Here is a 25,389-nt window from a genome sequence, read left to right as displayed (position 1 = left end):
CTCAAAATTCCTCCTGGCCGTTATGCTTGTCGCTCATACCGACGCGGGCTTGACTGGCTTCACGACGCAACGCCAGCTTGCGCACTACGACGTAGAACACCGGCGTGAGCACCAGACCGAATGCCGTCACGCCCAACATGCCGGCGAACACAGCGATACCCATTGCGTGACGCATCTCGGCACCCGCTCCACTCGCGAGCACCAGCGGTATCACGCCAGCGATAAAAGCCAGTGACGTCATCAGAATCGGGCGCAGCCGCAGCCGCGCCGCTTCAAGCACGGCCGCCAACGGATCGACACCTTCACTCTCCTTGGCACGGGCAAACTCCACGATCAGAATTGCATTCTTGGCTGCCAGGCCTACGAGCACCACGAAGCCAATTTGCGTGAAGATATTGTTGTCGCCGCCCGTAAGCCAAACACCGGCGATCGCCGAAAGCAACGCCATGGGCGCGATCAACAGAACAGCGAATGGAAGCGACCAACTGTTGTACTGAGCTGCCAGGAACAAGAATGCCAACAGCACTGCCAACGCAAAAATGTAGATGGAGGTGTTGCCAACCCGCTTTTCTTGGAACGTCAAGTCAGTCCATTCGTAGGTCATGCCGTCCGGCAGCGATTCGCTCACGATCTTCTCGATCGCGGCAGTAGCCTGGCCAGACGAATAGCCCGGTGCTGGTCCGCCGCTGATGTCAGCTGATGGGAACCCGTTGTAGTGCATCACTCGATCGGGACCGGAGCTACGTGAGATCGTCGCGATCGCGCTCAACGGGATCATGTCCCCCGAAGCGTTCCGCACCTTCAGCATGCCAATGTCTTCAGCCTGCATACGGAACTTCGCATCGGCCTGCGTCATCACTCGGTAAGTTCGGCCAAATCGATTGAAGTCATTGACATAAAGCGAGCCCAGATTGATCTGCAGCGTGTCAAAAACTTCGGTCAGCGACACACCTTGCGACTTGGCCTTTACGCGGTCGATGTCCACCTGCAACTGTGGAGCATTGGCCTGGAAGCTGGCCAACATGTTGGCCAGCTCAGGCGCTTGCATGGCTTTGCCCATGATCTGACCTTGGGCCTGTGCAAGTGCGTCTGGCCCCAGGCCCGCACGGTCTTCGATCTGCAACTTGAAGCCGCCCATTGAACCCAGGCCAGGCACCGGTGGCGGAGGAAAAATCCCGACGAAGCCGTCCGGTATTTGACTGAATTTGCCCATGAGCCTGCCTTGAATGGCGAACGCCGACAACGACGGGTCCTTTCGTTCGTTGAAGGGCTTGAGCATGGCGAACACCAGCGCGGTGTTGGGCTGATTCACTGGGCCGTTGAAGGAGAAGCCGGGGAATGCCATCACGCTTTCGACGCCAGGCTCGGCAAGCGCGATCTTGCTCATTTCCTTGACAACCGCGTCGGTGCGGTCCAGCGAGGCACCAGTCGGAAGCTGGGCGATGCCCACGAGGTAATACTTGTCCTGTGCGGGCACAAAGCCGGCAGGTACCTTATGAAAGCCCAGCCACGTCAACCCCAGGAAACCGACATAGAGCAGCAGCACCACAGCACTTCCGCGAACTGCGCGGCGCACGCCTCCGACATAAGCATTCGAGGCGCTGTCAAAGAAGCGGTTGAAGCGGCGGAAGAAGCCACCAAACAGGCCGTCGATGAGGCGCGTGACTCGATCGGGCTGGGCCGCGCCATGATGCGGCTTGAGCAGGATGGCGGCCAGCGCGGGCGACAGTGTGAGCGAATTGATCGCCGATAGGATGGTCGAGAACGCGATGGTCAGCGCGAACTGGCGATAGAACTCGCCTTGCAGCCCAGACAGGAACGCCGAGGGAATGAAGACCGCCGCCAGCACCGAGGTGATGGCCAGGATCGGGCCAGTAACCTCGTCCATGGCTTTGAGCGCTGCGTCCTTGGGCGACTCGCCAAGTGCCATGTGGCGCTCCACGTTTTCTACCACGACGATGGCGTCGTCCACAACAATGCCGATTGAGAGTACGAGGCCGAACAATGACAGTGTGTTCAACGAGAAGCCGAACATGTGCATTACGGCGAAGGTGCCGACCAGCGAGACCGGCACGGCGATCAGCGGGATGATCGACGCTCTCCAGGATTGCAGGAACAGCACCACCACGATCACCACCAGCAGAATCGCCTCTAGCAGCGTGACCGCTACAGACTGAAGCGAGGCCCGCACGAAGACCGTAGGATCGTAGGCGATCTTGTACTCGATGCCCTCTGGAAAGCTTGCTTGTAGACGATCCATCGTCGCGCGTACCGCGCTAGACACATCTAGTGCATTGGAGCCAGGCGTCATCAGGATCTGAATGCCAACCGTGTTGCCGCCATCAAGTTGGGCGCGCATGGTGTAGTTCTCCGCACCTAACTCCACACGTGCCACGTCGCGCAAGCGTGTAACCTGGCCGTGGGTGCCAGCCTTGATGACGATATCGCCGAATTGCTCTTCGGTGGTGAGACGCCCGAGTGCGTTGACGGTGACCTGAAAGGCAGACGAGGCGTTAGGCTGCTGACCGATAGAGCCGGCCGCAACCTGCACGTTCTGCTCCCGAATGGCGGCGACCACATCGCTAGCGGTCATGCCACGAGACGCAACCTTTTCGGGGTCGAGCCAGACCCGCATCGCGTACTCACCCTCACCACCAAGCAACACGTTGGCGATGCCCGGCAGGCGTGCCAGTTCGTCACGGACGTTGAGCATCGCGTAGTTGGACACATACAGCGGGTCGTAACGATCCCCTGGCGATAGCATGTTCACAACCATCAGGATGTCGGGCGCGGTCTTCTCAGTCACAACGCCGATGCGTTGGACCTCGGGTGGCAACCGGGGTAGCGCACGCGACACCCGGTTCTGCACCTGGATTTGCGCGATATCGGCGTTGATGTGTTGCTCGAAAGAGATGGTGAGCACCATCTTTCCGTCCGTGGACATCTGGGACTGCATGTACATCATGCCTTCCACGCCGTTGATGGCTTGCTCTAGCGGCGATGCCACGGTGTCGGCAATCACTTGCGGATTGGCGCCGGGATAGCTCGCCGTGACCTGTACCGTTGGGGGGGTAACCTGAGGGTACTCGCTCAGTGGCAACTGGAAGTAGCTGATCGCGCCCGCGATCAGCATCAGCACCGAAAGGACGATTGCGAAGATAGGGCGGTTGATGAAGAAACGGGGGAAATTCATTTGCGAGCCTCCGCTGAGCCAGCTGCGCTGTCAGCCTTGACCTGATCGGCCCCAGCCGCCCCAGCGGCCTTGGCAGACTCCGCAGGGACTGCCGGGGCACTAGCCGCAGTCTTAGTCGCGTCGGGAGCGCCGGCGGCCGGTGCTGCCGGCCCCTGCATGGGCACCATGCGCGGCGTGACAGTCATACCAGGTCGTACGAGGCCTTTGATTATGATTTTTTCGCCACCCTGCAGGCCACCGTTTATAACGCGCAGACCGTCGACTACGGGACCCAGCTCAATCGGACGATACTGAGCTTGGTTGTTTTCACCCACGACCAGAACATAGTTTCGGCCTTGATCGGTGCCAACCGCTTGGTCGTCGATGAGGACGGCCTGCCGAGAGCTTGCGGTGGAGAGCTTGGCCCTCGCAAACAGCCCAGGCGTCAGCCGTCCATCAGGGTTGGGGACGACCGCGCGAGCGCGGATCGTGCCGGTACTTCTATCAATCGCATTGCCGACGAAGTCGAGCACGCCCTTGTACGGAAAGTTTCTGTCAGTGCTCAAGCCTACTTGAACGGGCAACGAAGCATGAGTCCCTGAACCAGGTCTCGAGCGGCTCACCACATTGACGTAGGTTGCCTCATCGATGTCGAAATAGACGTGCACAGGATCGATGGACACGATCGTGGTAAGTAGCGTGGCTGCTCCTGCACCGCCGCCGCTGACCAGGTTGCCCTCGGTCACCAGCACTCGGTCCACGCGCCCGGCAATTGGTGCCGATACCCGCGCGTAGGACAGGTCGAGCTGCGCCGCTGCGACTGTGGCCTTTGCCGCCTGTACCTGCGCCTGACGCGCATTGCGTGCGGAGACTGCATCGTCATAGGTCTTCCGAGACAGGGCGCCAGTGGCAACAAGCCGCTCGGCACGATCAAAGTCGGCCTGAGCCTGACTGGACAGCACCTCAGCCTGCCGCAACTGCGCCGTGGCGGTGTCGAGCGCGACTTGGAAAGGCCGTGGGTCAATCTGGAACAACAATTGCCCCTTGCGTACCAGACTTCCCTCGGGCACGCTCACCGCGTCGACGGCCCCCCCACACGCGAGCGCAACTCGACCACCTTCGGTGCGGCCAAAAAGCCGGTGAACTCAGTTGACGGCGTGATTGTGCGCGTGATGGCCTCAGCCACAGGCACCTGCGGTGCCATCGGTGCGCCAGCTGGTGGTGCTGCTGGTTTACTTTCATCCTTGCCATCTCGGGCAGCCACCGCTATCCCCCCGACGGCCGCGATGACGCTAGCTACCAAAATGATCCTGATTTTTTTATGCATGGAAGTTACCTTTTTTATTACGGGGCTTCGGTCCATCCGAAGCGGTTCGCATATGTTTCTAAAGGCTAGCCCTTACAACCACGTCAAGGTCAAGCCTTTTTCGATGACCATGACGAGCATGGGACTGGACTACAAGCTCTGGAACCTTCCGGCCTCCCGGTGAACGCATGAGATGCAGTTACGGCCGAAAGGGACGCATCTGAGCCCATTATCCACGTCCGATCATCCCATCTATTTAAACTCGTTGTTCTAAAGGCATTCGTTTATCGCCTAACATCGATGTTTTCGGAGATCGATTTACAGATGAAGATATGGAAGGGCTTGGCGCCGCAACAACGGCAGTTCAAGCCCTCTGCAATACCTCAATGGGCATCCTGTACGGACACAGAGCTTTGATGACCTCCGTTCTGGCCATCGGCTGGCTCTTGGGCACCCTTAAAGCGGAGTAGGCGCAGCGCATTGAGCGTGACCAAAGCGGTGGCACCGGTGTCGGCCAGCACAGCAACCCAAAGGCCAGTGATACCCAGCACACTGGTGACTAGGAACAGGCCCTTGAGGCCAATGGCGAACACTACGTTCTGGTGGATGTTGGCCATCGTCGCGCGGGACAGCGCCACCAGGTGCGCAACGTCCGTGACGCGGCTCTTGAGCAGAGCAGCGTCTGCGGTCTCTAGGGCCACGTCGGTGCCGCCGCCCATGGCGATCCCTACATCGGCGGTCGCCAAGGCCGGCGCGTCGTTGATGCCGTCGCCGACCATCGCCACCTTCGCGTCGCGCTTCAAGTCGTTGACCAGGCGCAACTTGTCTTGCGGAAGCAACTCACTCTCCCACTCGATATCCAGCTTGCCGGCGATGGCCTGCGCAGTTCTCCGATTGTCACCGGTGAGCATGACCGAGCGCACACCCATCGCCTTGAGCTGGGCCACGCCTTCGCGGGCGTCACGGCGAGGTTCGTCACGCAAGGCCAACAGGCCCATGACATTCTTGCTTGCTTCGTCGAACAGAACCACCACCGTCTTGCCACCATCTTCCAGCTTGGCGATTTCCTGCTGGTGCGCGAGGGTCAGCGTGGCCATCTGCCCTGCATGGACGGGCGATCCCACGGCTAGCTTGCTGCCGTTCACGGTAGCGCGAACTGCCTTGCCCGGGATAGCGAATGCTTCGGTGGCTTGTGGAACCTCCACATCGAGGCTCTTGGCGTGGGCAACGATTGCCTTCGCCAACGGGTGATTCGATCCAGACTCGACGGCGGCGGCGAGCGCCAGTACCTGTTGCTGCTTGGATTGCCCGAAAGGCACGACTTCAGTGATGCGCGGCTTGCCCTCTGTCAGCGTGCCAGTCTTATCGAAGGCGACTGTGCGAACGCGACCAATGGTTTCCAAGGCGTTGCCACCTTTAATCAGCAAACCTCGGCGAGTAGCAACAGCCAGTCCCGAGGCAATGGCCGCCGGCGTTGACAAAACCAAGGCGCACGGGCACGCGATTAGCAGCAAAGCAAGACCACGGTACAGCCAAGTGCCCCAATCACCACCCATGGTAAGCGGGGGAACCACGACGATCAGCGCCGCGATGGCCATCACGGCCGGGGTGTAGTAACGGCTGAACTTTTCGATGAAGCGTGCCGTCGGCGCCTTGGAGGATTGAGCTTGCTCGACGAGCTGGATGATGCGCGAGATGGTGTTGTCCGATGCAGCCTTCTCAACCAGAACTTCAAGCACACCGTCGACGTTGATCGAGCCGGCAAATACGTCATCGCCACCGGCCTTTTGACGCGGCACGGACTCCCCTGTGATCGGAGATTCATCGAGACTGCTTTCGCCGCGGAAGATCTTGCCGTCAGCGGGCACTCGATCACCCGGGCGCACCAAAACCCGGTCGTTCACGCTCAGGGAGGCAGCGGGCACTTCGCGCTGCCCACCATTGGCGTCGAGCAAGACAGCAGTTTTAGGCACCAGAGAAGCCAGCGCTTTAATGCCGGCGCGGGCGCGGCCAGCGGCCACACTTTCAAGCAGCTCGCCGACCGCGAACAGGAACACCACAGCAGCGGCCTCCTCGGCCTCGCCAATCACGAGCGCGCCCAGCGAGGCGACAACCATCAGTGTTTCGATGGAGAACGGGGAGCCAGATATGGCCAGCGCGAAGGCTTTGCGCGCGAACGGGAGTACGCCAGCGATCACGGCAGCGGCGAAGATCCATTCGGCATAGCCGGGGATAAATTGAGCAACTGCATAGGCCGAGCCCATGAGAGCTGCTAGGCCCTGCACATGCTTACCCTTCTTCGTCTGCCACCAGCGTTGAGTGATAGCTGAGGGCACGCGGGCAGGCGCGGCAGGCGAGGATCCATCAAGGCGGCGCACGTCGGAGACGCCGAAACCCAGGCTTTTGATGGTCTTCTCGATGTCGCCAATATGTGTAGGACTTCCAGACGCGAGCGTCAGCTCAAGCGTTTCTGCCGTGAAGTTGATGCGGGCATCTGATACGCCCGCCATGCGAGCAAGAGCCGTTTCAATCTTGCCAACGCAGCTCGCGCAGTCCATGCCTTCCACGTGCATCGAAACGTTGGGTGGGTTACCAGGGGGCTCGCGGCGAGCGTGTGAGGTGTGATCATGTCCACTGCAGGAGCCGTGTTCATGCCCGCCGTTTGTCTTTTGCGTGTGGCCGTGCCCATGATCACCGCCGCAAGCGTGACCATCCTTGTGATCTTCGCTGTGGTCATGTGCATGGACCGATTGGCGCGATACGGCCGCAATCGAGAGCGACGACACTGGCAGTTCTTCCACACCGAACCCCAAAGTTTTGATTTTCTTAGCTACATCGCGAGCAGTGAAGCGGCTTTTCAGATTGCGAGTCAACGTCAGCGTTTCACTAGAAAAATTGACTTGCACGTCCGTCAGCCCATCCATTCGGGAAAGGGCCTTCTCGATTTTGCCGACGCAGCTCGCGCAATCCATGCCCTCCACACGGAAGCTCAGCTGCTCCCTAGCCTTGTCCTGGTACTCCGTTATTTCCCTTGTCATATCTACCTCCAAGTTCTCTGAACACTTTGCAAGTTAGGTTCGCCGCACGCCGCACATACTGCTTAAATATAACAAACACATGAACATACATCCATGTGTTAATCATTAAAAAAGAAGGCTGTTGTCCTTCTGTTTACGATCGTCTGTGGTTGTGGCGTGCGGCGTGCGGCGCACGTGCTTACAGTTTCGACACATTTTCAAAATGCAGATTGAATTTTAGCACACATATGAAGATATGTTCAATTATTTAATTCATGAAGTTAGCATGGTTAATTTCTACGCTCACGATGGGGGGGAGTGAAAGCTGGCGTCGGCTGATGAGGCCCAGGGGATTGAGTGCGGTCAGATTCATACAACCGTCACCCAAACATCACGCATGGGCGAAGTCGCGCTTACTCAGGACTGGGATGGCGCATTACAGTTGCTGACGGGCTGGCACCTCTCTTGCGCAATCGCGAAAATGCCCAGCAAAAAGTAGGCATCTTTGCGTTCGACGCAATTCGCAATCATTCCTCAGAGAAGTGACAGACCATGTCCTGAAACACTTGACTGATGTGCTCATCCGCGATGCCGTAGAAGATATGTTTCGCCTGACGTTATCCACGCACAAGTCGAGCTCCACGCAGGAGCCGCAGATGATGACTGACCAAGAATTGGGATAGATCGAGCGTTTCTGCGATGTCGCCCACCGCGACTGATCCGCGCATGCACTGTAGCAGGATCTTCAGGCGCGATTGATCTCCTAACAGGAGAAAAGTCTCAGCGAGAACAGCGACGTCACTATGAGAGAGCGCCAAGAGCTCTGGGGCCGAACGCTGAGCATTGGTGGCGCAATTCTGAGCATTGTCGCCATTGGCGTGTTTTCGAGAAGTCATGGATTTCTTGTCCCTGAGCTGCCAGCACTACGCTGGCTGCAGCATCAGTGTTGATGACCCGGGACGGAATGGTCGTGCTTATGACCCTTTTCATGGCTGTGGCTAGTGTCATGCTCATGTGGGGTGTGCCCTTGCGGCCCACCTGTCGGCTGCAAGCTGCAAAGGTTCTTTTCACCAGGAGAGTTCCATTCGATCCCGACCGTCACGTGCTCGATGCCAAATTGCTCTCGAAGCACCACCTCTACGCACTTGACCACGGTGCGCGCTTCCTCAGCCACACTAGGGCGAACGTGCAGCGTGGCCATCGTGCGACCAGAGGTAAGCTGCCATACATGCACATGACTGACGGCCGCCAAGCCAGGCACCGCGCCCATCAGGCCTTGTTCCACCTGCTCCGGAGAAGCGTCCTCGGGCGCACCTTCGAGCAAAATGTGGATCGATTTCGCCAGGAGCTTCCAGGCGCTGCGCAGGATCAGGGCTGCCACCAGCACCGACAGGATGGGGTCAATTGGCGTCCAACCAATGAGATAGATGACCACTGCAGCGACGATGGCACCGACCGAGCCCAGCAGGTCGCCCATCACGTGCAGGATGGCCCCCTTCACGTTGACGTGATCGGTCTCTCCGCGGGTCATGATCCACAACACCAGAACGTTTACCAACAATCCAAGCACGGCGACGATCATCATCGGGCCGGCAAGGATGGCGGGCGGAGCTTGCAGTCGCTCCCATGCTTCATAGGCGATCCATGCCACGATCACAAAGAGCGTCACAGCGTTCAGGAAGCCGGCGATGACCTCGAACCGAAGGTAGCCAAAGGTGCGCTTGCTGTCAGCTGGTCGGCGCCCGAACCGGAATGCCGCGTATGCCAGAGCCAGCGCTGCTGCATCGGTCAGCATGTGGCCCGCATCGGCCAGAAGGGCCAGCGAGCCCGACAGCACGCCGCCGACAGCCTCCACGATCATGAAGCCGAAGATCAGGAAGAAGGACAGCAAGACCTTGCGTTCGTTAGCGCCGGTCACTTTTGGAGTGTGGTCATGGTCGTGACCATGTTCATCGTGCGATTGGGACATCAGGGCCTCGCGCAGAAATTAGGTGGTTGACTGTACGTAAAATATAATACATGAACATATGTTTATGCAATGTATTTTTAGCAAACCATACTAAGGACTGCGAAAGATGAGTGGCGGCGATGCGGCTATTTAGTACGCCTATCCTCTTGGCCACACCCTGTGCAGGTCGTCCACAATCAGGTCGTGATGATGTTGGCCCAGATCCAAGTGCTGACGCAGATAGAGGATGACCCGCCGGAAGGTTCGGATGGTCGTGAGCCAGATCGGACGGGGCGCTGGCTGGCCAAAACCGCAGCGCGAGCACCACGCAGGAAAGCGCCTGAAAACATCTAGGAGATTTCAATCATGGACACGAACTTCGACGTCATCGTCATCGTCATCGTCATTGGCGCCGGGCCTGGTGGCGACATCGCAGCGATTCGCGCCGAGCAGTTAGGCATGAATGTCGCCTGCGTCGATGCCTGGAAAACCAAGGAAGGCAAGCCTACCCAAGACGGTACATGCAACAACATCGGGTGCATCCCGTCAAAGGCGCTGCTGCAGTCGTCCAAAAACTTAGACCAAGCCAAGCACCACTTCGGCGCGCTCGGCATCATGTCCACGGGCGAGCTACGCATGGACGTGGCTGTGATGCTGGAGCGCAAGAATCAGGTCGTGAAGTCGAGCAACGAAGGCAAACTCTATCTGTTCCGAAAAAACAAGGTGCAGTTCTTAAACGGTCTGGCGTTTATGACTCGGGCCGCCGTCGGCCTTGAACTGGATGGGCGCGGAGCCGTCGTGGTGAACGGCGAATGGCGCACCAGCGTGCCCAGTATCTGGGCCATCGCCGATGTGGTGCGCGGCCTGATGCTAGCGCACATGGCAGAGGAAGAAGGTGTCGCTGTGGTCGAGCGCAGAAGGTGTCGCTGTGGTCGAGCGCATTGCAGGCCATCGCGGTCATGTCGATTTCAACACGATCCCCAACGTCATCTACACCAGCCCGGAAATCGCCTGGGTAGGTCGCACCGAGCAGCAGCTCAAATACGCGGGCGCAGCATATCGTAGCTGTACATTTCCGTTCATGGCTAACGGTCGCGCGCGTGCATTGAGCGAGACAGCGGGTCTCGTCAAGGTGATCGCAAATCCTACGACAGACGAAATCCTCGGCGTACATGTAGTCGGCCCGCAGATCAGCGAACTTGTGGCTGAGGCGGTCATCGCGATGGCATTCAATAAGGCCTCACTTGCGGTCGATAAGCGCGCTGAACTTCTGATTGATCAGAATTGGACCCGCATTCATCTCATTGAGTGTAGCCGCGGGCGGTCATACGGCCCCAGCTTGTAATAGATCGCAATCCGCATCGCAACGAGCGCTTCGCCCGCGGCTAATCGTCGTTGTGCTCTTCGACGATGTGAGTGGACATGTCCAGCAGCACTTGGTTCACATGCTTGTCGTCCACCTCATAGAAAATTTGCTTGGCCTGGCGCACCCCCTTCACAAGGCGGGCTCCACGCAGCAGCCGCAGGTGGTGACTGACCAGCGACTGCGAAAGCTCGAGGGATTCCGCGATGTCCCCAACCGAGGAGGAACCCTTCATGCAGCACAGCATTATTCTCAACCGAGACGGGTCGCCCAGTAGGCGGAAGGTCTCGGCCAGGATCGTAACGTCATTCTGTGACAAAGAAGCCAGATCGTCGCTTGCACCGCGGGGCGCGTTAACTTGTTTGCGTAAAGTCATTTCTCAAAAATTCCAACTCTCGAACAGCTACTCATGCCGTTCAGAATTAACGAGGCTGCGATAATTTGATCGCACTCGCCGACAAAGATCAGGAGACAGCCTGCGAGCCAAGGCGCGCCGCGTCTATGCGCAGCGAAATCGTCCAAACCAGCAGCGCTCAAAATAGGGCTTAACCTTACAACATAGTAACCCTCAAGTACCCTGTATGTCTAATTTCAATTTTGAGAAGACACCTTGAGCATGCCATTAACAAGTGCTGGTCGTGCCACCGTAGCAGCGATCAGCCTGCCCATCGAGGGCATGACCTGCACGAGCTGCATCGTCCGAATCGAGTGCGCCCTGACCAAGGTGCCTGTCTCTTGATCACATCTCATTGATCAAGAGACTTGGCTAACAGGTAACCTTCAAGGATGGTTTGTGGTAAAACTATCCTTCCCATAACCGCTCCCTGCCGACTCGTCCCGTCCTTTTTGAATCAAACCAACCCACTAATTTTCCGAGACTTATACAAACCCAATAAACACTTGGAGTTCGCTTCGGTACTTTTTTCTTTTCGACTTTTGACCACAGCAGCTTCCAATCACTCACAAACTTACTTGTTAGCACTGATTAAATAAAGTTGACTTTAATCATATGAATTTTAATAAATTAAAAATCAGGCCGCATGCGACCTCATCCTGACGACAAAGGTCTAGCTTTCGAGCTAAACTGCGTATTCCCACCCATGGCGATCACCTAATAACATTGAAGGGAGTCGAAAGTTTAAGGGCAGCTTTCTATGTCCTGCAGATGGGAAGTATCCGCGAGGTAGAGAGCCTTCAGTATTGGGCAGTCGGGTTTTTCATTTCCCGCGCAGCAAGCAGAGAGTGTGGTAAGAATTGATGCCATACGTTGAAATTCTTCAATTTTTAAGGTTAAATCATTAATATGAGATTCAACTATACTTTTAACATCTGCACTCTGACGCGAATGATTTCCCCAAAGAGAAAGTAACTCTCCTGCCTGTGACAGAGAAAAACCGAGATCTCGACATCGACGTATAAAATGTAACTTATAAACATCGGCATCTTTGTAGATCCGATAACCAGCCTCTGTTCTGGAGACTGATGGTATTAGCCCAACCTCCTCATAGTAACGAATCATTTTCGCCGAAACTCCCGATAAGCGGGCTGCATCACCAATGTTCATCTTCACCTCCCAAATGATTTTTACTAATACTGTAGTTAGCTTTAAGTAACATAGTTTCGGGTAACATTTATTGAAGGAAATTTCCTAATCCATTGAACCAAGTAACCATTAACCTGTTCCCAAAAATCTCACCAGCCCCCACCTAACTTCAGGTTAAACCTTCCCCTAACCGGAAGGTCAAGAGAAGTCGATAGATTTTTTGTATGATATTAAAATCTTGATCGTTTAGATTTCCCACATGGTTTAATAATAAATAATTCTTAAAGTTCAAAAATAAATGCCGACTTAATTCATCTGACTCCACTGATCATCTAGTGTTCAAAAAATTATCTACCCATTGAACCATTGCTTTAACCAAATCATCATCATATGCGATGTGCTGACCATGGCGCTGTTCTGGCGAGGGCAGCCTCAAGGTGTCATCGTTCATACTGATAGTTGGACCATTGCAGTTTTGAGAGTCAAATTCATTCATTAGAGATCCGATTGCATTTCGAGCTCTATCGAGTGATTTTGCTTCAATGAGTTCAGCAATAGTAAAGAGCACCATAATCATCGCAGCTTCTGGCCACTGTCTAGAATTAAGGCCCATAACTGCCATATACATCCCCTTATTTCTTTTTAATCAGTTTTTCCTCTACAGGACAATCCATTTGCATAATGCGGATTTCAGTTCGCCCCCCCCAGATTATTTAATCTTTGTAGGCGCAGCCGCGCAACAGTCTCCACTAAGGCCATGATCATCTTGATCATGCGATTTCTGGTCATGGTCATGGCCACAACCTTTGTAAGTAGGCTTATCATGATTTAGGTCTTTTTCAACATGCGAATGGTTGCAATCATTATGAACATACAAATGACCATTCGCCTTGTTCAATTCGCCTGATTTCTGAATCTTGCCTCCCACAACCAAGCTTAATTTTTAAATACAACTAGCAGCTTCCTTCCTACTAGAGTTTTACTTTTTTGCGGGACCACTTGCCCAATATGTTTACTATACTGACTACTGAAGACCCTAATCTAACTACAGAGTCAAGTTCAAACGAGGGATATATGAAAATTGGTGAGTTGGCGCGTAAAGCAGGCTGTCCGGTAGAAACGATTCGTTACTACTAGAAAGAAGGTCCACTGCAGGCACCTTTACGAGACATAGGAAATAATTATCGTCACTACGACAAAACCCGTCTTGAAAAACTACTATTCATCCGCCGCTGCCGTTCTCTCGATATGACCCATGAGGAAATTCGCGCTTTGCTGTTAGCAATCAATAATCAGGGTAAAGAATGTGGCCCGATAGATGCAATCATCAACGCCCACCTAATTCACATTCAGCATCGAATCAAAGAATTAGTAGCGTTAGAAGAGCAACGTAAGGAGCTGAATGCTTTTTGTAGCGCTGACCGCAGCATAGATAAATGTTGCATAGTCCAAAAATTGACAGCTGATGAAAGTGATAGCGATCTTTCCTTAACCGCACCAACCAACCATTTAGGGGGGCATTAGTGATGCCACGCGCTTGTTTAAAATGAAAAAAATGTGATGGTGTTAAAACTGCGTAGTCTTACACCATTATGGGCCAATTTAAAGTACTACATTTTGCCGCTCAGCTTATCTCCAGAGCGGCGCTGTACCGCTCCTCCTCGGTTTACGGTGCGGGCTTTGCCCGAAGCATTGGTTAATGTCCTAAGAATAGGACATTCTGACCGCTCATCCCCAGCACAACTCCGGATTAAAACTCGTAGTTTCTCAGTCATTTGACGTATACTTTCCATACGTCGTTCTAAGTCAGCAATGTTCTCCTGAGCCAGGCGTTTAACATCAATGCTCTGGCGAGATTTGTCATTCCATAACGTAAGCAAGCCTTCTATATCTTCCAGAGAGAACCCGAGATCTCGGGCACTACGAATAAAAACCAATCTATGAACATCATTGAGAGCATACTTACGATAACCTGACTCCGTACGCTCGGAGGCAGGGATTAATCCAATTTGCTCGTAATAACGAATCATCTTGGTGGATATTCCTGATTTACGCGATGCTTCTCCGATATTCATAAGCCCACCTTGTTAATGCTCAGCGTTAATGCTCAGCGTCCTCAACCAAAGGAGGCTGGAACCGACGCAGACGCAATGAGTTTCCCAGAACGAACACGCTTGATAGCGCCATCGCCCCTGCTGCAAAAATTGGAGAGAGCAGTATTCCATAAGCTGGGTATAGCAGTCCTGCAGCCACTGGAATCAATGCTGCATTGTAAGCAAATGCCCAAAAGAGATTTTGTCTGATGTTACCGATTGTTGCCTTAGACAATCCAATAGCATTAGGAACTCCCTGCAAGTTTCCTGACATTAAGACAACATCAGCTGACTCCACGGCTATATCTGTTCCTGTACCAATTGCAAGTCCAATATCTGCAACTGCAAGTGCCGGGGCATCGTTTATCCCATCGCCGACAAAAGCAACTTTACCGTAATTTTCTTGCAGTCGACGCACCGCTTCAACTTTGCCTTCAGGTAACACTTCCGCAACCACTTCATCAATATCTAATTGTTTAGCAATAGCCTGAGCTGTATTCGCATTGTCACCGGTAATCATGGCGACCTTGAGACCAAGCTGATGTAATGCCTTTATAGCTACTGGAGTACTTGATTTAATAGGGTCAGCTACAGCAATAATTGCAGCCAACCGACCATCTATAGCAACATAGAGAGGTGATTTCCCCTCATTCCCGAGGCGTTCAGAAATCCGGGAAAAATACGTTACCTCCAATGCTAACTCACGCATAAATCGATCAGCGCCTACTTCTACAAGGCTCCCTTCAACAGTCGCTCGTACTCCCATACCAGTGATTGAATCAAACTCAGTAAGCTCTGGCAGTAAAATGCCGTCTCCTTCTGCCGACTCAACAATAGCGCGAGCAATAGGGTGCTCAGAACGTGATTCAACTGCGGCAACTTTTGCTAATACCTCATTACGTTCAAAACCCTGAGCTAGTTCCAGATCTGTCATGACTGGACGACCTTCAGTCAGAGTTCCGGTTTTGTCTACAGCAACAACTTTGGCATCTTTGAGTAACTGTAGGGCTTCTCCCTTGCGGAATAAAATTCCCATTTCTGCACCACGACCTGTACCAACCATGATAGATGTCGGTGTCGCGAGTCCCATTGCACATGGACATGCAATGATTAGCACTGCCACAGCATTAACCAATGCGAAAGACAGGGCTGGTGATGGACCAAATACTAACCAAATCAGGAATGTAAAAAGTGCTGCCAACATCACAGCTGGAACAAACCACAATGTCACTCTGTCCACAACAGCTTGTATAGGTAACTTTGACCCCTGGGCCTGTTCTACCATCCGTATGATTTGTGACAGCATTGTCTGACCACCAACCGCAGTAGCACGCAACCTCAGTGCTCCTTTCTGGTTCACAGTCCCTCCGACAACTCCACTGCCAACGATTTTTTCCACTGGTATAGGCTCACCAGTTATCATCGATTCATCTATAAAACTGGTACCTTCACTTACCTCTCCATCGACCGGAATCCTTTCTCCCGGGCGAACTTCGATAATGTCTCCAAGCACAACGTCTTTGACAGGAATATCATTCATTACGCCATTACGGAGCACGTGCGCCTCCTTAGCCTGCAAGCCTACTAAGCGTTTGATAGCCTCAGACGTTCTCCCCTTAGCTCTCGCCTCCATAAATCGTCCCAAAAGAATGAGAGCGACAATCACTGCAGCAGCTTCGTAGTACACATTAACGGTACCCTCAGGCAAAAGGTATGGTACAAACGTAGCAACCACAGAATAACCAAAAGCAGCAATAGTCCCGACAGAGACCAGTGAATTCATGTCAGGAGCAAGCCGCGTAAGAGCAGGAATGCCTTTCATGTAGAATCGACGACCTGGAACCACTAAGACTAACAATGTCAATACAAACTGGACGTACCAGCTTTCCTGGATCCCAATGGTATTCATCACCCAGTGTTGCATTCTTGGAATCATGTGAGATCCCATTTCGAGAACAAATACCGGCAGAGCCAGTGCTGTTGCAATAACTAAATCTTTCTTTAATAAAGCCTTCTCTGCGTCCTTTCTTACTTCAGACTCATTACTGACCTGATTTTGGGTATCGATGACACGGGCTTCATAGCCAACTTTTTGAATAGCAGATATGAGATCGTCTATGCCAGCCACTCCGCGAATAGTTGCCCTCTCAGTTGCAAGGTTAACCGTTGCCGCCTTTACACCATCAACCGCTAAGAGTGCCTTTTCAACACGGCCAACACACGAAGCACATGTCATACCTTGCACTGAAAGTTCAACGGATGTTACAGGAACTTCATATCCTACCTTTTCAATTGCTTCGATTAACTTCAGTCGATCAACAGGAGCTTTAAGATGAATATCCGCCAGCTCAGTCGCAAGATTGACACTTGCGTTTACGACGCCTTCAACTTTGTTTAAAGCTGCTTCAACTCGTCCTACACAACTTGCACAGGTCATACCCTCAATAGGTAAGCTAACCCGGGCTTCAGCATTGCTGGAGAGCTGGTTTTTATGAATGCTCATGATGTATTTCTCATTGTTGGTTCAGATATTAAACAGTCTAGGGCTTACCATGATGGGAAGGTCAAGCGTATTATTTTTAACCTCATGAACACAACAAATGAAGCGCCATCATTCCTGATATTCATCCAGCTGTTTGGTAGTGTGTAACTCTAACTCAAAAGAAACGAGCGCCTAAATCTCAAAATATCAGGCTAGTAGCCTGTTTGAATGTGCTCCCTCAAGAAAAGCCCCGCTAACTGCCTTTTGCAGTGGCGGCGCTAGCATTCTTTTCGGTATTCATGGCCGCTGCTTGTAATCAAGCTAAGTGAATGGGAAACCTATTAACTGAAACGCCGTCATGGTAATCGGGGACGGGGTGGGATGACGCCCAAGCCGTCAGAAATCTGGCCGCTTGGGCGTTTTTTATTGTTATAAGGTGCCCAGTAAAACGGCGCTGATTGCTGGAATTGTTGTGCCAATGACTTCTTGAGTGCTAGCAACAACAGGTAAAGTTGCAGACATGACACTTTCAACGACTGTTGGTGTGTTGTAGAGACCCATACCGCCACCAATGCCCAAGGCAAAGGCCATCAAGCTTTGGCGAGCGATACCGCCCACAATACCCACCAGAACCATGGCTCCCGCTACGATCCGTCCCAAAGTACCTTGGGTCCAATCTTTTAGGGTATCCCACACATCGGTGAAAGCATCACCACCGGTGCCTGCAAATGAGGGCTCCGAAATCATTAACGCCATTAAACCAAGCGCACCAATGGTCATTAGGCGCTGAGTCTGAATGCTGCGAACTGCATTTGTCATTCGTTAGTTTCTCCGTAGATACTCAAGTTATCGCGCTTACCATCAGCTCCCGCTGAGGCTGAATCGCTTTGAGTCTGAAGTGGACGTAGCACTGGCGAAACCGTTCGAGGTGCTGACACCCCAATATCCCACCGGCGCGGTTCAATTTCGGTAAACACGTAGCTGGATAAATTCAGATCTCCACGGTCATCCTCCCAAGGCGCAATCCAAATCCGCATTACCCTTGAAGGAATGCGAATAGGTGCAGATTGCTGCGTCTCGGGTAATGCTGGATGGCTCAGCAGTCCTGTCTCTAAATCAGATTGTGAATACCCAGAGGGAGAACCAATTCGAGTCGCCACAGCATCAATCGTCTTGGGTGCAGCGCCATAACTGGTAAGCTCATAGACTTCACGAGCAGATAAACAGCGCACACCGTCAGGCATACCTGGGCATCCATATTCACTACTCCCAAGACCCAATGAACTACAGCCAGACAATAAGGTTGAGCCGACTGCCAATAAAAGTAATCCAGCTTTAGACCACTGTTTTGACTGGTGCTTTGGGTTGTTCTGCATTGATGTCGTCATGGTTAACTCTCCTCTGGATACACATCTTATTGTCTGAAACGGACTTCGATCGGTTAGCAACATGCAGGATTTTTTCATCTTCTTGCACCACCCCCTTGAGAAGTGGCCAACGACAACGAGGCACCACGAGTGACTATGACTTCAATTTTCCTTGCAGCGTCTACCTCTATGACTGGGAACATATTTTCAGCCATGTCCAAATAGAACTTGGCCACTCTATCCAATGCTTTACCTGTGCCTTTAATCGCAGCGCCTTGTAATGCTTCTTGGCTCATGACTTGCTGGTACAGCTGAGTATCACCGGCATTACCCGTCTGAATCGTCGGAACAGGATTTACATCAAATGCGCCAGCCAAGCCCTGAAGGAATCCGGCCATCATCGACTTGGCCACCAGCTGGCCTTGTTTCGACACCAATCGGCCACGAATGCCGGCTTTGCCGTCTTCACCTACAGCATAAGAATCCAGTCGTGTTTCAATGACGCCACCGTCTTCTCTCACACATGAAATGGTCTCGCCTCGCAAATAAGCACGCTCAGAGCTCAAATCACCGTAACCTGCGGCGATCAAGAAACACTCTTTGATATCCGCTCTAAATCGGTTGGGTAAAATGGCTTCCTTTTGAATCCTCAGCAATGCAGGAAAAGGTTCGCGTCTTGCGGACTCGTGAGTAGGTGCATCCAAACCTGTGATCAAAGTACCTGAGATGATGCTGCCCGCCGGTAAATACAAAGGCGGCGCTTCTTGCACAACAACCTCTGGTTCAGCAACCACTTCAGGCTCAATCATACGAATCGTGATTGGCGGCAATGGAACATCCCGTGCTCGTGAACCTTGGCCACTGGCTGGCTGCCGATAGAGCGGATCTGGCAGCGGCGCATTGGCAAAATAGTCGTCTGGGTTAGACGGCAGTGGCTTTTCGTCTTTAGGCAATTCCATGGCAGATAAAGGCACTTCAAAACGGCTATTTGTGCCTTCAACTGCTGCATCACCTCCAGCGCGAACATCATTAAGTTCCGCTCGAAGGCGAACCAACTCCGCATTGACCTCACTTGGTATAGAAGGCGAACCTGGGCTTAGCCGTCCTGAATCGACGTCACGACGCAAGCGCTCAACTTCACGACGTAACTGTTCATTGCGCTCACTGAGTAGTTTTACGTTCGCAGCCAAACTATCGACCCCAACATCACGAGTATTGGTATCCGTAAGAATGTGCCGGATCGTTTCCTGCCGGTTCCGACTGTTCGCGCCATCGTCAGGATTAGGTGAAAACACCATCACCATAAGGATGAGACCACCAGCAATACCTGCAACCGATAGGCCCCGCTTCATGTTCGGGCTCAATTGCTCCCATTGTGCTTTCATCGTTATTCACCTCCTACAAGAAGCGAAGGTCGCTGACTTTCCACCGCTTCTTCACGATGATTGCGAACAACCACATACAACTCAGTCTTTTCGCCCGGCAACAAGATATTGCGAGGCCAGTAGGCGCTTGCCACTATACCTGGTGCATTGCAGGCTATCTCACTGGCTTCTATCGGCTCATCGGCAAAGCTTTCAACCAGTCCTACATAGACGGTGAAGTAATGTCCCGTCACAATTTGCCCCTGTTTAAAACCAAACTTTAAGCCAGGCTGAAAACATTTCGGGCTTGTGTCAGTTTGGCCAGCTAAACGGATGTCATAGCCTTGTGGTAACTCATTTAGTGCAAGGCGTCTGAGTAAATCACGTAAGCTATCGACGTATGGCTGAGCCGTTTCCCAAGTGGCGGCTTTTCGGTTCACGACGCCCTTAATAGGCCACTGCTGACCATCAATAGCTAAGGTGATTTCACGCGGTGGAATACGACGAGGTACTAAGGTGACAGATAATGCGGGAGCTTCCTGACCAGGCGGAGTGATGTAAAGTGAAACCGGTGATTCTTTGTCCGTGGCTACATATACAACATTCCCCTTGATTTGCGTCTGAGCATCACTGGTTGTTCTCACCTGAGGCGATTCAAACGGCGTCACAATCCGATTCAGATGACCAAGTGCTACAGGGATCAGTTCATTAACCCCCGGTGTCATCAGTAGCATTGTTGGCGTATCCGCTGCAACCGAATTGCTTTGAACCGGTGGATTTGCAGTAGCAGACTGCTTCATCACACTGGCTGGTACAATCGGCAATTCCACGTCTGCATAAGAAGCTTGAGATAACAGGACGCCACTCAAGCTCATTGCGATTAAGCTTGGTATCATCCATCGACTAATTTTGGTTCGCATCATTCACCCTCCGGTTTTGCTCTTGGGTCAACTTTTCACGAACTCGCTTCGTTCTAGCTTGCCCCTCATACGTATCCATCCAACTGAGCTTTGGACGGTATTGCTCAATATCGATGTCAAACTCATAGGTGCGAGTTTGGCGCTGTTCATCTCCAGATGGTCCAGAGACCAAGGAATAACCGGTCACAAAGACATGGCCGGTTTCATACTCATACTCCACTTGTCTGGGTTGGAATTTGAGCGTGACTCGGTCTTCCCGGATTTGTCTTGCCTGAATCTCCAGTGCATCGACCACTTGCTGGTACACCGCTGGAGAAAGTAGCGGCTCAATAGCAACCCGGATAAAAGACACATTACCCGGCGTCACGTTGCCCATAAGCTCAGCCAGGTAGAGCCCCCAGGATTCCAAGTAAGGCTGAGTAGCCTGGTTTCGTGACACTTCAGCCGTTTCAGACAAGGTTGGCGGTTGAATGGCTACCACGGTATTGCGAGAAAATGCCGCTACCGCAAGCAGCAAGTTAGATAGCACCAGCACTGCAATCAGGAACCGTTGCCATCGGTTCTCTAATTGCGTGCCTTGCCATGATTTTAAAAACACGTCGAACTTCACGGCAGATAGCTCCTGATAAATGGGTTAGGGATCGTCTTGGCTTTGGTTGGCAACAGTCCGCCCCAGTAGATGGCGTGAAGAATAAAACCATCTGGGCGGCCATCACGAAAACGCCGATAGAGCTTGGTTGTTACCAACCCCAACAGGCATAAAACCAAGGCATTACCGGTAAAAATGCCGATCACTAGCCCCAACAGAATGGGAGCCATCTCATCGGCACTCCAAAGCAGGAAGTGCGGCGGGTCATCGATATAGGATGGAATATTTACAGGTTCCATAGTCACTCCTCGTTGTTTGAATTGAGAAGTGAAGGATGCCTCGGGATTGGCAGCTTCAGTGGTCAGCTAGATGCCGAATTCTTGAAGGTTTTGAGGGTTCTAATCAGACAATACTAACAATTGATCTTTTTGATGCGGTTGATATGATGGGGATATTGGTCGTGTCGAGACCAGCTGCCCACTTTAGCAAACCCGGACGGGACGACATGCATATCAAATTTATTTTTTGCTTAGGTTTTTTCTGCGACCTCGGCAGTGGGCACCGTATTCGCTAATAGGAGAAACTCAATGCAAATTACTAAAATCATTTCCTCTGCCTCGGTTGAACGTTTAAAGCAAAAAGCACGAAAGCTTAAACGTGAAAAATCCATTACACACACTGAAGCACTCGATGAAATTGCAGTATCTGCTGGTTTTAATCATTGGCATCAGGTTGTACAAGCTAATGACGTACTGAAACCATCAGAAGTGGCATTATCTTCTGGATGTGTCATGGCTTTTGATGTCAAAGATGGTATGGATGTCGATACCAGTGATGGGGTTTTAATTAAAGACCACTTATTGGAGATACTTACTGAAAAGCAGCTATTTGAAATTTATGCCAACTCCCCTGATGAGGACGACGAACAAAACAGGCCGCTAAAAGAAACGCTATCGGATTCAGAGCTTCATGAGTATTTTCGAGATGATTGCTCATTCATGTACTTTCGTCTTGCCGAGCCTCATGCAAACAAACCGTTAAAAGAAGTATTGGCTCTTATACGACAGTACTCTTTTTGGATGCCTCAATATATTTGGCTTCAAGGCCACCTTATTGATACTTACCATTTGCCTGCTGAAGACGAGAACGGCAATACCGTAGGCGTAAGGTTTTAGCTCTACAAGATGAGGCCTGATGGGCCTCATATCTTCTTCTGCAAGTGACTTAACGCCAACCCCGCCATCAATGCCAAACCGATGATCAGCGACGGTAACACCACCGGTGGAATAGCCAGTGGGGCGAACAATCCCATAAACAGCAAAATGACACCTGAGCCCAGGATAATCATGCTGTAGCGGTGAATGATAGGGCTCGAAAAATCAAATGTTGTCTTCTTAATCTTCCAGGTCATTAAGCCATCCCACAACGCCGGCAACATGAGAATAAGCGCAAAGGGCAACCAGACCATCAGCAACGCAAATCGAGTGAACACTTGGTACAGCACATCAAAAAATGCCTGAATACGGTCTTCTACCCACACAAACCAAAAGCCTCCCATGTTCTCCATCCCTTTAGAACGAAGTCGCTGTTCTTCAGTGGGGATTAGAAAATCACGCACAGATTGCTCCATCTGCGTATCCACAATCCATGACTGATACCAGCGATGGCTAGTTTGACCAATCCAATAGCTTGTTTGTGCGCCCAATTGGTTTTGGATCATCTGCTTCTCTTTACTGATGACCCGGCCAGTCCAATCACCGGGCACTAACACGCCAATGGCAATAATCTCCAGCATCAGTGCCAGACACAGCAGCCAAACGGACTTATGCTTGCTCATGCCAAACATCCTCTTCTACTCGCGCCAGCATGGCTGCAACGGTTGGCGTCATAATCCGAGCTTTAATCACTTGCTGAAGCCGCTTTGTCGATGTATGGTCACTGACATAACGCACATCAATACGTCCTTCAGCCAAATACGCCATCCGATTTGGACGATTACGAATCCAGGTGTGGAAATACACACCATCCACGGCGGCCCACTCGAAATGGTCAGGATCACGCAGGCGAATCCCCGTTAAAGCACTGGCGGCAGCCCAGGTCAGTGCCTCAATGAAATGCCAAAGGCGTACACTATCATCATCACAACTGACTTCTTCATAACTGCCCAAGCCATTACACAGACACAAATCAAAGATGGAATGGCCATCTAAAGTGAGCGCATCTGTTAAATAGTCCGCCAAACAGTGCACTGAGGCCAAAGCATGAGGCCAGTCGGTTTCAAGTAGTCTTAAGGTTTCCTTGAACTGGGGATTATGTTGCTGCCACTGAGCGAGCATTTCTTTACTGGTAAGTGTTGTCATTTTCAGACAGACAGAATGATGCATACAGACTCCTTATGCTGCCTGTGTAGAGCTGGTTAAAATAGGAATGCGGCCTTTGATCACGCGGCCACCTGAAAGCTTGGCGATGTACTCCAGGTTGGGAAGCTGGCCTAATAACTGCGGTGGAAACATATCGCCTTCTTCCTCCATCAAGCGTTCGCCATGATTGCCGGTAAACAACGCGGGGCTGTCCGAGTTGGACGACATACCTTGAGTTTGCATGATGTACTGCAACCGAGTCTTAGGCAGATTGTCGGTAATGTACTGCTGCGTTTCGGCATCCATCACCCGAAGGGCTATCAAGTTGTTGATGTTACCTAACACCTGGCGAGCCTTAGCTTCACTGCCTGTACGAGCTGCAAAGTCAGCAAAGGTCTGAGTAGCAATTACACAACGCATTTTTGCGCCACGGCCTTTGTTGAGCAGTTGAATGAAGGGATCGTTGACGACTTCAGCCGCCTCATCGATGAAGATATTTACGGGACGATTTTCAACACCATAGTTATAGCGATCACCGGCCACAGCAGTGAGATCGGACAAAAGCAACGAACCAATGGCGCTGCCAACCATGGCGTCAGTTAATGAATCCAAGCCGATATACGCCACTTGGGCATTGTTGATAATACGGCCAGAATCCGTAATTAACCGGCTGTCATCCACATCGTTTGCAATCGGTGATAACAGTGGCCCTAATTCACTTGATGTGAGCATATTGAGCACCGGCATCAGTGAGGCCACCATCTTGGAATAGTGGGTTCTGTCATGCTCAAACATACTCAAAAGTCCTTCCAAATCGGTATTGGCGGCAACGGGCTGAATGCGTTCGTAGTAGAAAAGCAGCATCGCCATGGCTTGTTTAGCCAAGGTATTGGCCTTTTCGGTAAAGCGCTTGATCTCCACACTAAAGTTCGGATACACCTGCTCACCCCAGGCTGTGACGGCTTTTACTACCAAGCCTTCTGGGCCACCTTCCAAGAATCGCCTCAGTGTTTTCAGATCAGGACGTTGTGACGTAAGCAACAGACCTTGCACTATGTTGTTCAATGCCATTTGGCCAAAGGCTTTAAATGGATCAGCACCGGTTTCAGATGGGATTAGTGCCGCAATTCGGCTGGCAATTTCAGTGCCCCGGTTAAAGTTTCTAAGGGGATTAAGCCGTACCGAATGCTCAGGAAAACCCGGATGAAAATACACAAAGCGCTCAGGACTACCGGCGGCAATACAGGCTCGCTGCGCATTATCCTTAAGTTCCTTGTCTCCCTTAGGGTCAATAATAATCACGGCTTCATTACGCAAAATGGCCTGAGTGATCATCGCATCAAAGCATCGGGTTTTTCCGGCACCGGTCGTACCGACAATTAAGGTATGCCCCTCGGTGTGACCAACTGGCTGGTACACATCTTCTTCTTTGGGCTCGACACCATGAATCCAGGTCGAACCCATTTGTTTGCCGTGACCTTGGTTAAGCAAGGTTTGCTTATCCCGCTTTAGGATTTCATAAGCGCGTTGGGCATGGCGTTGGTCCCACTCAAAGCCATAACCTAACCACAATTCATCAGGATGTTTTGCCATTACCTTTTGCAAATGCGACAGCGCCATAAATGCCAATGGTTTGCCTTTTAGCCCCTTCTGCAACTTATAAAGACGGTAAGCCTCAGGCAGGCGATACAACGCCATGCCCGAGGAAATCCCTGTCATCCACCAAAATGGCTCAGGTGGTAGCTCAGTCAGCATTTCTGCGGCAATCGCCCCAGTGGCCCCAACCACCAGCCAACCTGCTGCTGCCATGGCCTCATAGTTCGTGCGCCAGGGCATTTCGTATGCGTTTTCTTTCATTCATGCTC

22 protein-coding genes and 3 pseudogenes are annotated in these 25,389 nt (G+C 52.1%); 4 read left to right on the top strand and 21 right to left on the bottom strand.

Annotation, left to right across the window (positions count from 1 at the left end; all coding sequences use genetic code 11):
- Position 1: 1 nt before the first annotated feature.
- From AEA42_RS06130 to AEA42_RS06110, 6 genes and pseudogenes are all read right to left on the bottom strand, one after another.
- On the bottom strand, positions 2 to 3,193 hold the full coding sequence (locus AEA42_RS06130) for an efflux RND transporter permease subunit (RefSeq protein WP_011788494.1): 3,192 nt from the start codon (positions 3,191 to 3,193) through the stop codon (positions 2 to 4).
- Positions 3,190 to 4,242 (bottom strand): efflux RND transporter periplasmic adaptor subunit, encoded by a 1,053-nt coding sequence (locus AEA42_RS06125; RefSeq protein ID WP_269464979.1) that lies wholly within the window; start codon positions 4,240 to 4,242, stop codon positions 3,190 to 3,192. Before AEA42_RS06125 ends, AEA42_RS06130 begins: the two co-directional genes overlap by 4 nt.
- 2 nt (positions 4,243 to 4,244) lie before the next feature.
- Positions 4,245 to 4,499, bottom strand: coding sequence for a hypothetical protein (locus tag AEA42_RS23030; protein WP_269464978.1), 255 nt, complete (start codon positions 4,497 to 4,499; stop codon positions 4,245 to 4,247).
- A gap of 362 nt (positions 4,500 to 4,861) precedes the next feature.
- Positions 4,862 to 7,516 (bottom strand): heavy metal translocating P-type ATPase, encoded by a 2,655-nt coding sequence (locus AEA42_RS06120; RefSeq protein ID WP_011788492.1) that lies wholly within the window; start codon positions 7,514 to 7,516, stop codon positions 4,862 to 4,864.
- A 506-nt stretch (positions 7,517 to 8,022) separates the two neighbouring features.
- A pseudogene (locus tag AEA42_RS06115) lies at positions 8,023 to 8,391 on the bottom strand (metalloregulator ArsR/SmtB family transcription factor).
- A 44-nt stretch (positions 8,392 to 8,435) separates the two neighbouring features.
- Positions 8,436 to 9,464 (bottom strand): cation diffusion facilitator family transporter, encoded by a 1,029-nt coding sequence (locus AEA42_RS06110; protein WP_011788490.1) that lies wholly within the window; start codon positions 9,462 to 9,464, stop codon positions 8,436 to 8,438.
- Between the two features lie 345 nt (positions 9,465 to 9,809).
- On the opposite strand from AEA42_RS06110, the gene AEA42_RS21725 reads away from it, so the two are divergent.
- Together AEA42_RS21725 and AEA42_RS22855 are read left to right on the top strand one after the other, a co-directional pair.
- Positions 9,810 to 10,508, top strand: coding sequence for an FAD-dependent oxidoreductase (locus AEA42_RS21725; RefSeq protein WP_015066563.1), 699 nt, complete (start codon positions 9,810 to 9,812; stop codon positions 10,506 to 10,508).
- A complete protein-coding gene (locus AEA42_RS22855; protein ID WP_223420022.1) occupies positions 10,420 to 10,788 on the top strand; it encodes a hypothetical protein in 369 nt (122 codons plus the stop codon). The genes AEA42_RS21725 and AEA42_RS22855 overlap by 89 nt, the downstream gene beginning before the upstream one ends.
- Before the next feature lie 40 nt (positions 10,789 to 10,828).
- On the opposite strand, the gene AEA42_RS06100 is transcribed toward AEA42_RS22855, so the two are convergent.
- The 4 genes and pseudogenes from AEA42_RS06100 to AEA42_RS22150 all read right to left on the bottom strand — a co-directional run bounded on the left by AEA42_RS06100 (position 10,829) and on the right by AEA42_RS22150 (position 12,971).
- Positions 10,829 to 11,182 (bottom strand): metalloregulator ArsR/SmtB family transcription factor, encoded by a 354-nt coding sequence (locus AEA42_RS06100; RefSeq protein WP_011788489.1) that lies wholly within the window; start codon positions 11,180 to 11,182, stop codon positions 10,829 to 10,831.
- Positions 11,183 to 11,611: 429 nt separating this feature from the next.
- Positions 11,612 to 11,761, bottom strand: a pseudogene (locus AEA42_RS21720) (IS4 family transposase); the annotation flags it as partial.
- Between the two features lie 183 nt (positions 11,762 to 11,944).
- A complete protein-coding gene (gene cueR / locus AEA42_RS06095; protein WP_011788488.1) occupies positions 11,945 to 12,370 on the bottom strand; it encodes a Cu(I)-responsive transcriptional regulator in 426 nt (141 codons plus the stop codon).
- A gap of 307 nt (positions 12,371 to 12,677) precedes the next feature.
- Positions 12,678 to 12,971 carry a hypothetical protein gene (locus tag AEA42_RS22150; RefSeq protein ID WP_055647240.1) on the bottom strand — a complete coding sequence of 98 codons (294 nt, stop codon included), beginning with the start codon at positions 12,969 to 12,971 and terminating at the stop codon, positions 12,678 to 12,680.
- A 386-nt stretch (positions 12,972 to 13,357) separates the two neighbouring features.
- Between AEA42_RS22150 and AEA42_RS06080 the strand changes: the two are divergent.
- A pseudogene (locus AEA42_RS06080) lies at positions 13,358 to 13,873 on the top strand (Cd(II)/Pb(II)-responsive transcriptional regulator).
- An 86-nt stretch (positions 13,874 to 13,959) separates the two neighbouring features.
- Here AEA42_RS06080 and cueR (AEA42_RS06075) read toward each other — a convergent pair.
- From cueR (AEA42_RS06075) to traL, 8 genes are all read right to left on the bottom strand, one after another.
- Positions 13,960 to 14,424, bottom strand: a complete 465-nt coding sequence (gene cueR / locus AEA42_RS06075; protein WP_011788480.1) for a Cu(I)-responsive transcriptional regulator — start codon at positions 14,422 to 14,424, stop codon at positions 13,960 to 13,962.
- 25 nt (positions 14,425 to 14,449) lie between these two features.
- Entirely contained in the window at positions 14,450 to 16,945 is a 2,496-nt protein-coding gene (locus tag AEA42_RS06070) for a heavy metal translocating P-type ATPase (protein ID WP_011788479.1), read from the bottom strand.
- A 408-nt stretch (positions 16,946 to 17,353) separates the two neighbouring features.
- Complete coding sequence (gene traA, locus AEA42_RS06065; RefSeq protein ID WP_011788478.1) at positions 17,354 to 17,743, bottom strand: TraA family conjugative transfer protein; 390 nt, start codon at positions 17,741 to 17,743, stop codon at positions 17,354 to 17,356.
- The gene (locus tag AEA42_RS06060; protein ID WP_015066557.1) at positions 17,740 to 18,312 is read right to left on the bottom strand and encodes a TraV family lipoprotein; all 573 of its coding nucleotides are present in this window, start codon (positions 18,310 to 18,312) and stop codon (positions 17,740 to 17,742) included. The genes traA and AEA42_RS06060 overlap by 4 nt, the downstream gene beginning before the upstream one ends.
- A gap of 74 nt (positions 18,313 to 18,386) precedes the next feature.
- Positions 18,387 to 19,676 carry a TraB/VirB10 family protein gene (locus AEA42_RS06055; RefSeq protein WP_011788476.1) on the bottom strand — a complete coding sequence of 430 codons (1,290 nt, stop codon included), beginning with the start codon at positions 19,674 to 19,676 and terminating at the stop codon, positions 18,387 to 18,389.
- A 2-nt stretch (positions 19,677 to 19,678) separates the two neighbouring features.
- On the bottom strand, positions 19,679 to 20,575 hold the full coding sequence (locus AEA42_RS06050) for a type-F conjugative transfer system secretin TraK (RefSeq protein ID WP_020743644.1): 897 nt from the start codon (positions 20,573 to 20,575) through the stop codon (positions 19,679 to 19,681).
- Positions 20,559 to 21,185, bottom strand: coding sequence for a TraE/TraK family type IV conjugative transfer system protein (locus AEA42_RS06045; RefSeq protein WP_000667170.1), 627 nt, complete (start codon positions 21,183 to 21,185; stop codon positions 20,559 to 20,561). The genes AEA42_RS06050 and AEA42_RS06045 overlap by 17 nt, the downstream gene beginning before the upstream one ends.
- Positions 21,182 to 21,463, bottom strand: coding sequence for a type IV conjugative transfer system protein TraL (gene traL, locus AEA42_RS06040; protein WP_011788474.1), 282 nt, complete (start codon positions 21,461 to 21,463; stop codon positions 21,182 to 21,184). Before traL ends, AEA42_RS06045 begins: the two co-directional genes overlap by 4 nt.
- A 288-nt stretch (positions 21,464 to 21,751) precedes the next feature.
- Between traL and AEA42_RS06030 the strand changes: the two genes are divergently transcribed.
- Complete coding sequence (locus AEA42_RS06030) at positions 21,752 to 22,339, top strand: hypothetical protein (RefSeq protein WP_011788472.1); 588 nt, start codon at positions 21,752 to 21,754, stop codon at positions 22,337 to 22,339.
- A 26-nt stretch (positions 22,340 to 22,365) separates the two neighbouring features.
- Here the strand turns inward: AEA42_RS06030 and AEA42_RS06025 are convergent, their stop codons facing one another.
- From AEA42_RS06025 to traD, 3 genes are read right to left on the bottom strand one after another with little or no spacing between them, the layout of a single operon-like run.
- A complete protein-coding gene (locus tag AEA42_RS06025; protein WP_011788471.1) occupies positions 22,366 to 23,001 on the bottom strand; it encodes a DUF4400 domain-containing protein in 636 nt (211 codons plus the stop codon).
- Positions 22,988 to 23,548 (bottom strand): hypothetical protein, encoded by a 561-nt coding sequence (locus tag AEA42_RS06020; protein WP_011788470.1) that lies wholly within the window; start codon positions 23,546 to 23,548, stop codon positions 22,988 to 22,990. The genes AEA42_RS06025 and AEA42_RS06020 overlap by 14 nt, the downstream gene beginning before the upstream one ends.
- Before the next feature lie 9 nt (positions 23,549 to 23,557).
- Positions 23,558 to 25,381: a conjugative transfer system coupling protein TraD gene (gene traD, locus AEA42_RS06015; RefSeq protein WP_011788469.1), complete on the bottom strand. Its 1,824-nt coding sequence runs from the start codon at positions 25,379 to 25,381 to the stop codon at positions 23,558 to 23,560.
- Positions 25,382 to 25,389 lie beyond the last annotated feature (8 nt).

Source organism: Shewanella sp. Sh95 (assembly GCF_001308045.1).
Lineage (GTDB): Bacteria > Pseudomonadota > Gammaproteobacteria > Enterobacterales > Shewanellaceae > Shewanella > Shewanella xiamenensis.
The sequence above is the reverse complement of the archived record's forward strand: the minus strand, read 5'-3'. Positions and strand labels throughout refer to the sequence as shown.

Excerpts from the sequence above, each read along its gene's own strand:
- AEA42_RS06130 (WP_011788494.1), bottom strand. The coding sequence starts at position 3,193 with ATGAATTTCCCCCGTTTCTTCATCAACCGCCCTATCTTCGCAATCGTC.
- AEA42_RS23030 (WP_269464978.1), bottom strand. The coding sequence starts at position 4,499 with ATGCATAAAAAAATCAGGATCATTTTGGTAGCTAGCGTCATCGCGGCC.
- AEA42_RS06120 (WP_011788492.1), bottom strand. The coding sequence starts at position 7,516 with ATGACAAGGGAAATAACGGAGTACCAGGACAAGGCTAGGGAGCAGCTG.
- AEA42_RS06110 (WP_011788490.1), bottom strand. The coding sequence starts at position 9,464 with ATGTCCCAATCGCACGATGAACATGGTCACGACCATGACCACACTCCA.
- AEA42_RS21725 (WP_015066563.1), top strand. The coding sequence starts at position 9,810 with ATGGACACGAACTTCGACGTCATCGTCATCGTCATCGTCATTGGCGCC.
- AEA42_RS06100 (WP_011788489.1), bottom strand. The coding sequence starts at position 11,182 with ATGACTTTACGCAAACAAGTTAACGCGCCCCGCGGTGCAAGCGACGAT.
- cueR (WP_011788488.1), bottom strand. The coding sequence starts at position 12,370 with ATGAACATTGGTGATGCAGCCCGCTTATCGGGAGTTTCGGCGAAAATG.
- AEA42_RS22150 (WP_055647240.1), bottom strand. The coding sequence starts at position 12,971 with ATGGCAGTTATGGGCCTTAATTCTAGACAGTGGCCAGAAGCTGCGATG.
- cueR (WP_011788480.1), bottom strand. The coding sequence starts at position 14,424 with ATGAATATCGGAGAAGCATCGCGTAAATCAGGAATATCCACCAAGATG.
- AEA42_RS06070 (WP_011788479.1), bottom strand. The coding sequence starts at position 16,945 with ATGAGCATTCATAAAAACCAGCTCTCCAGCAATGCTGAAGCCCGGGTT.
- traA (WP_011788478.1), bottom strand. The coding sequence starts at position 17,743 with ATGACAAATGCAGTTCGCAGCATTCAGACTCAGCGCCTAATGACCATT.
- AEA42_RS06060 (WP_015066557.1), bottom strand. The coding sequence starts at position 18,312 with ATGACGACATCAATGCAGAACAACCCAAAGCACCAGTCAAAACAGTGG.
- AEA42_RS06055 (WP_011788476.1), bottom strand. The coding sequence starts at position 19,676 with ATGAAAGCACAATGGGAGCAATTGAGCCCGAACATGAAGCGGGGCCTA.
- AEA42_RS06050 (WP_020743644.1), bottom strand. The coding sequence starts at position 20,575 with ATGCGAACCAAAATTAGTCGATGGATGATACCAAGCTTAATCGCAATG.
- traL (WP_011788474.1), bottom strand. The coding sequence starts at position 21,463 with ATGGAACCTGTAAATATTCCATCCTATATCGATGACCCGCCGCACTTC.
- AEA42_RS06030 (WP_011788472.1), top strand. The coding sequence starts at position 21,752 with ATGCAAATTACTAAAATCATTTCCTCTGCCTCGGTTGAACGTTTAAAG.
- AEA42_RS06025 (WP_011788471.1), bottom strand. The coding sequence starts at position 23,001 with ATGAGCAAGCATAAGTCCGTTTGGCTGCTGTGTCTGGCACTGATGCTG.
- AEA42_RS06020 (WP_011788470.1), bottom strand. The coding sequence starts at position 23,548 with ATGCATCATTCTGTCTGTCTGAAAATGACAACACTTACCAGTAAAGAA.
- traD (WP_011788469.1), bottom strand. The coding sequence starts at position 25,381 with ATGAAAGAAAACGCATACGAAATGCCCTGGCGCACGAACTATGAGGCC.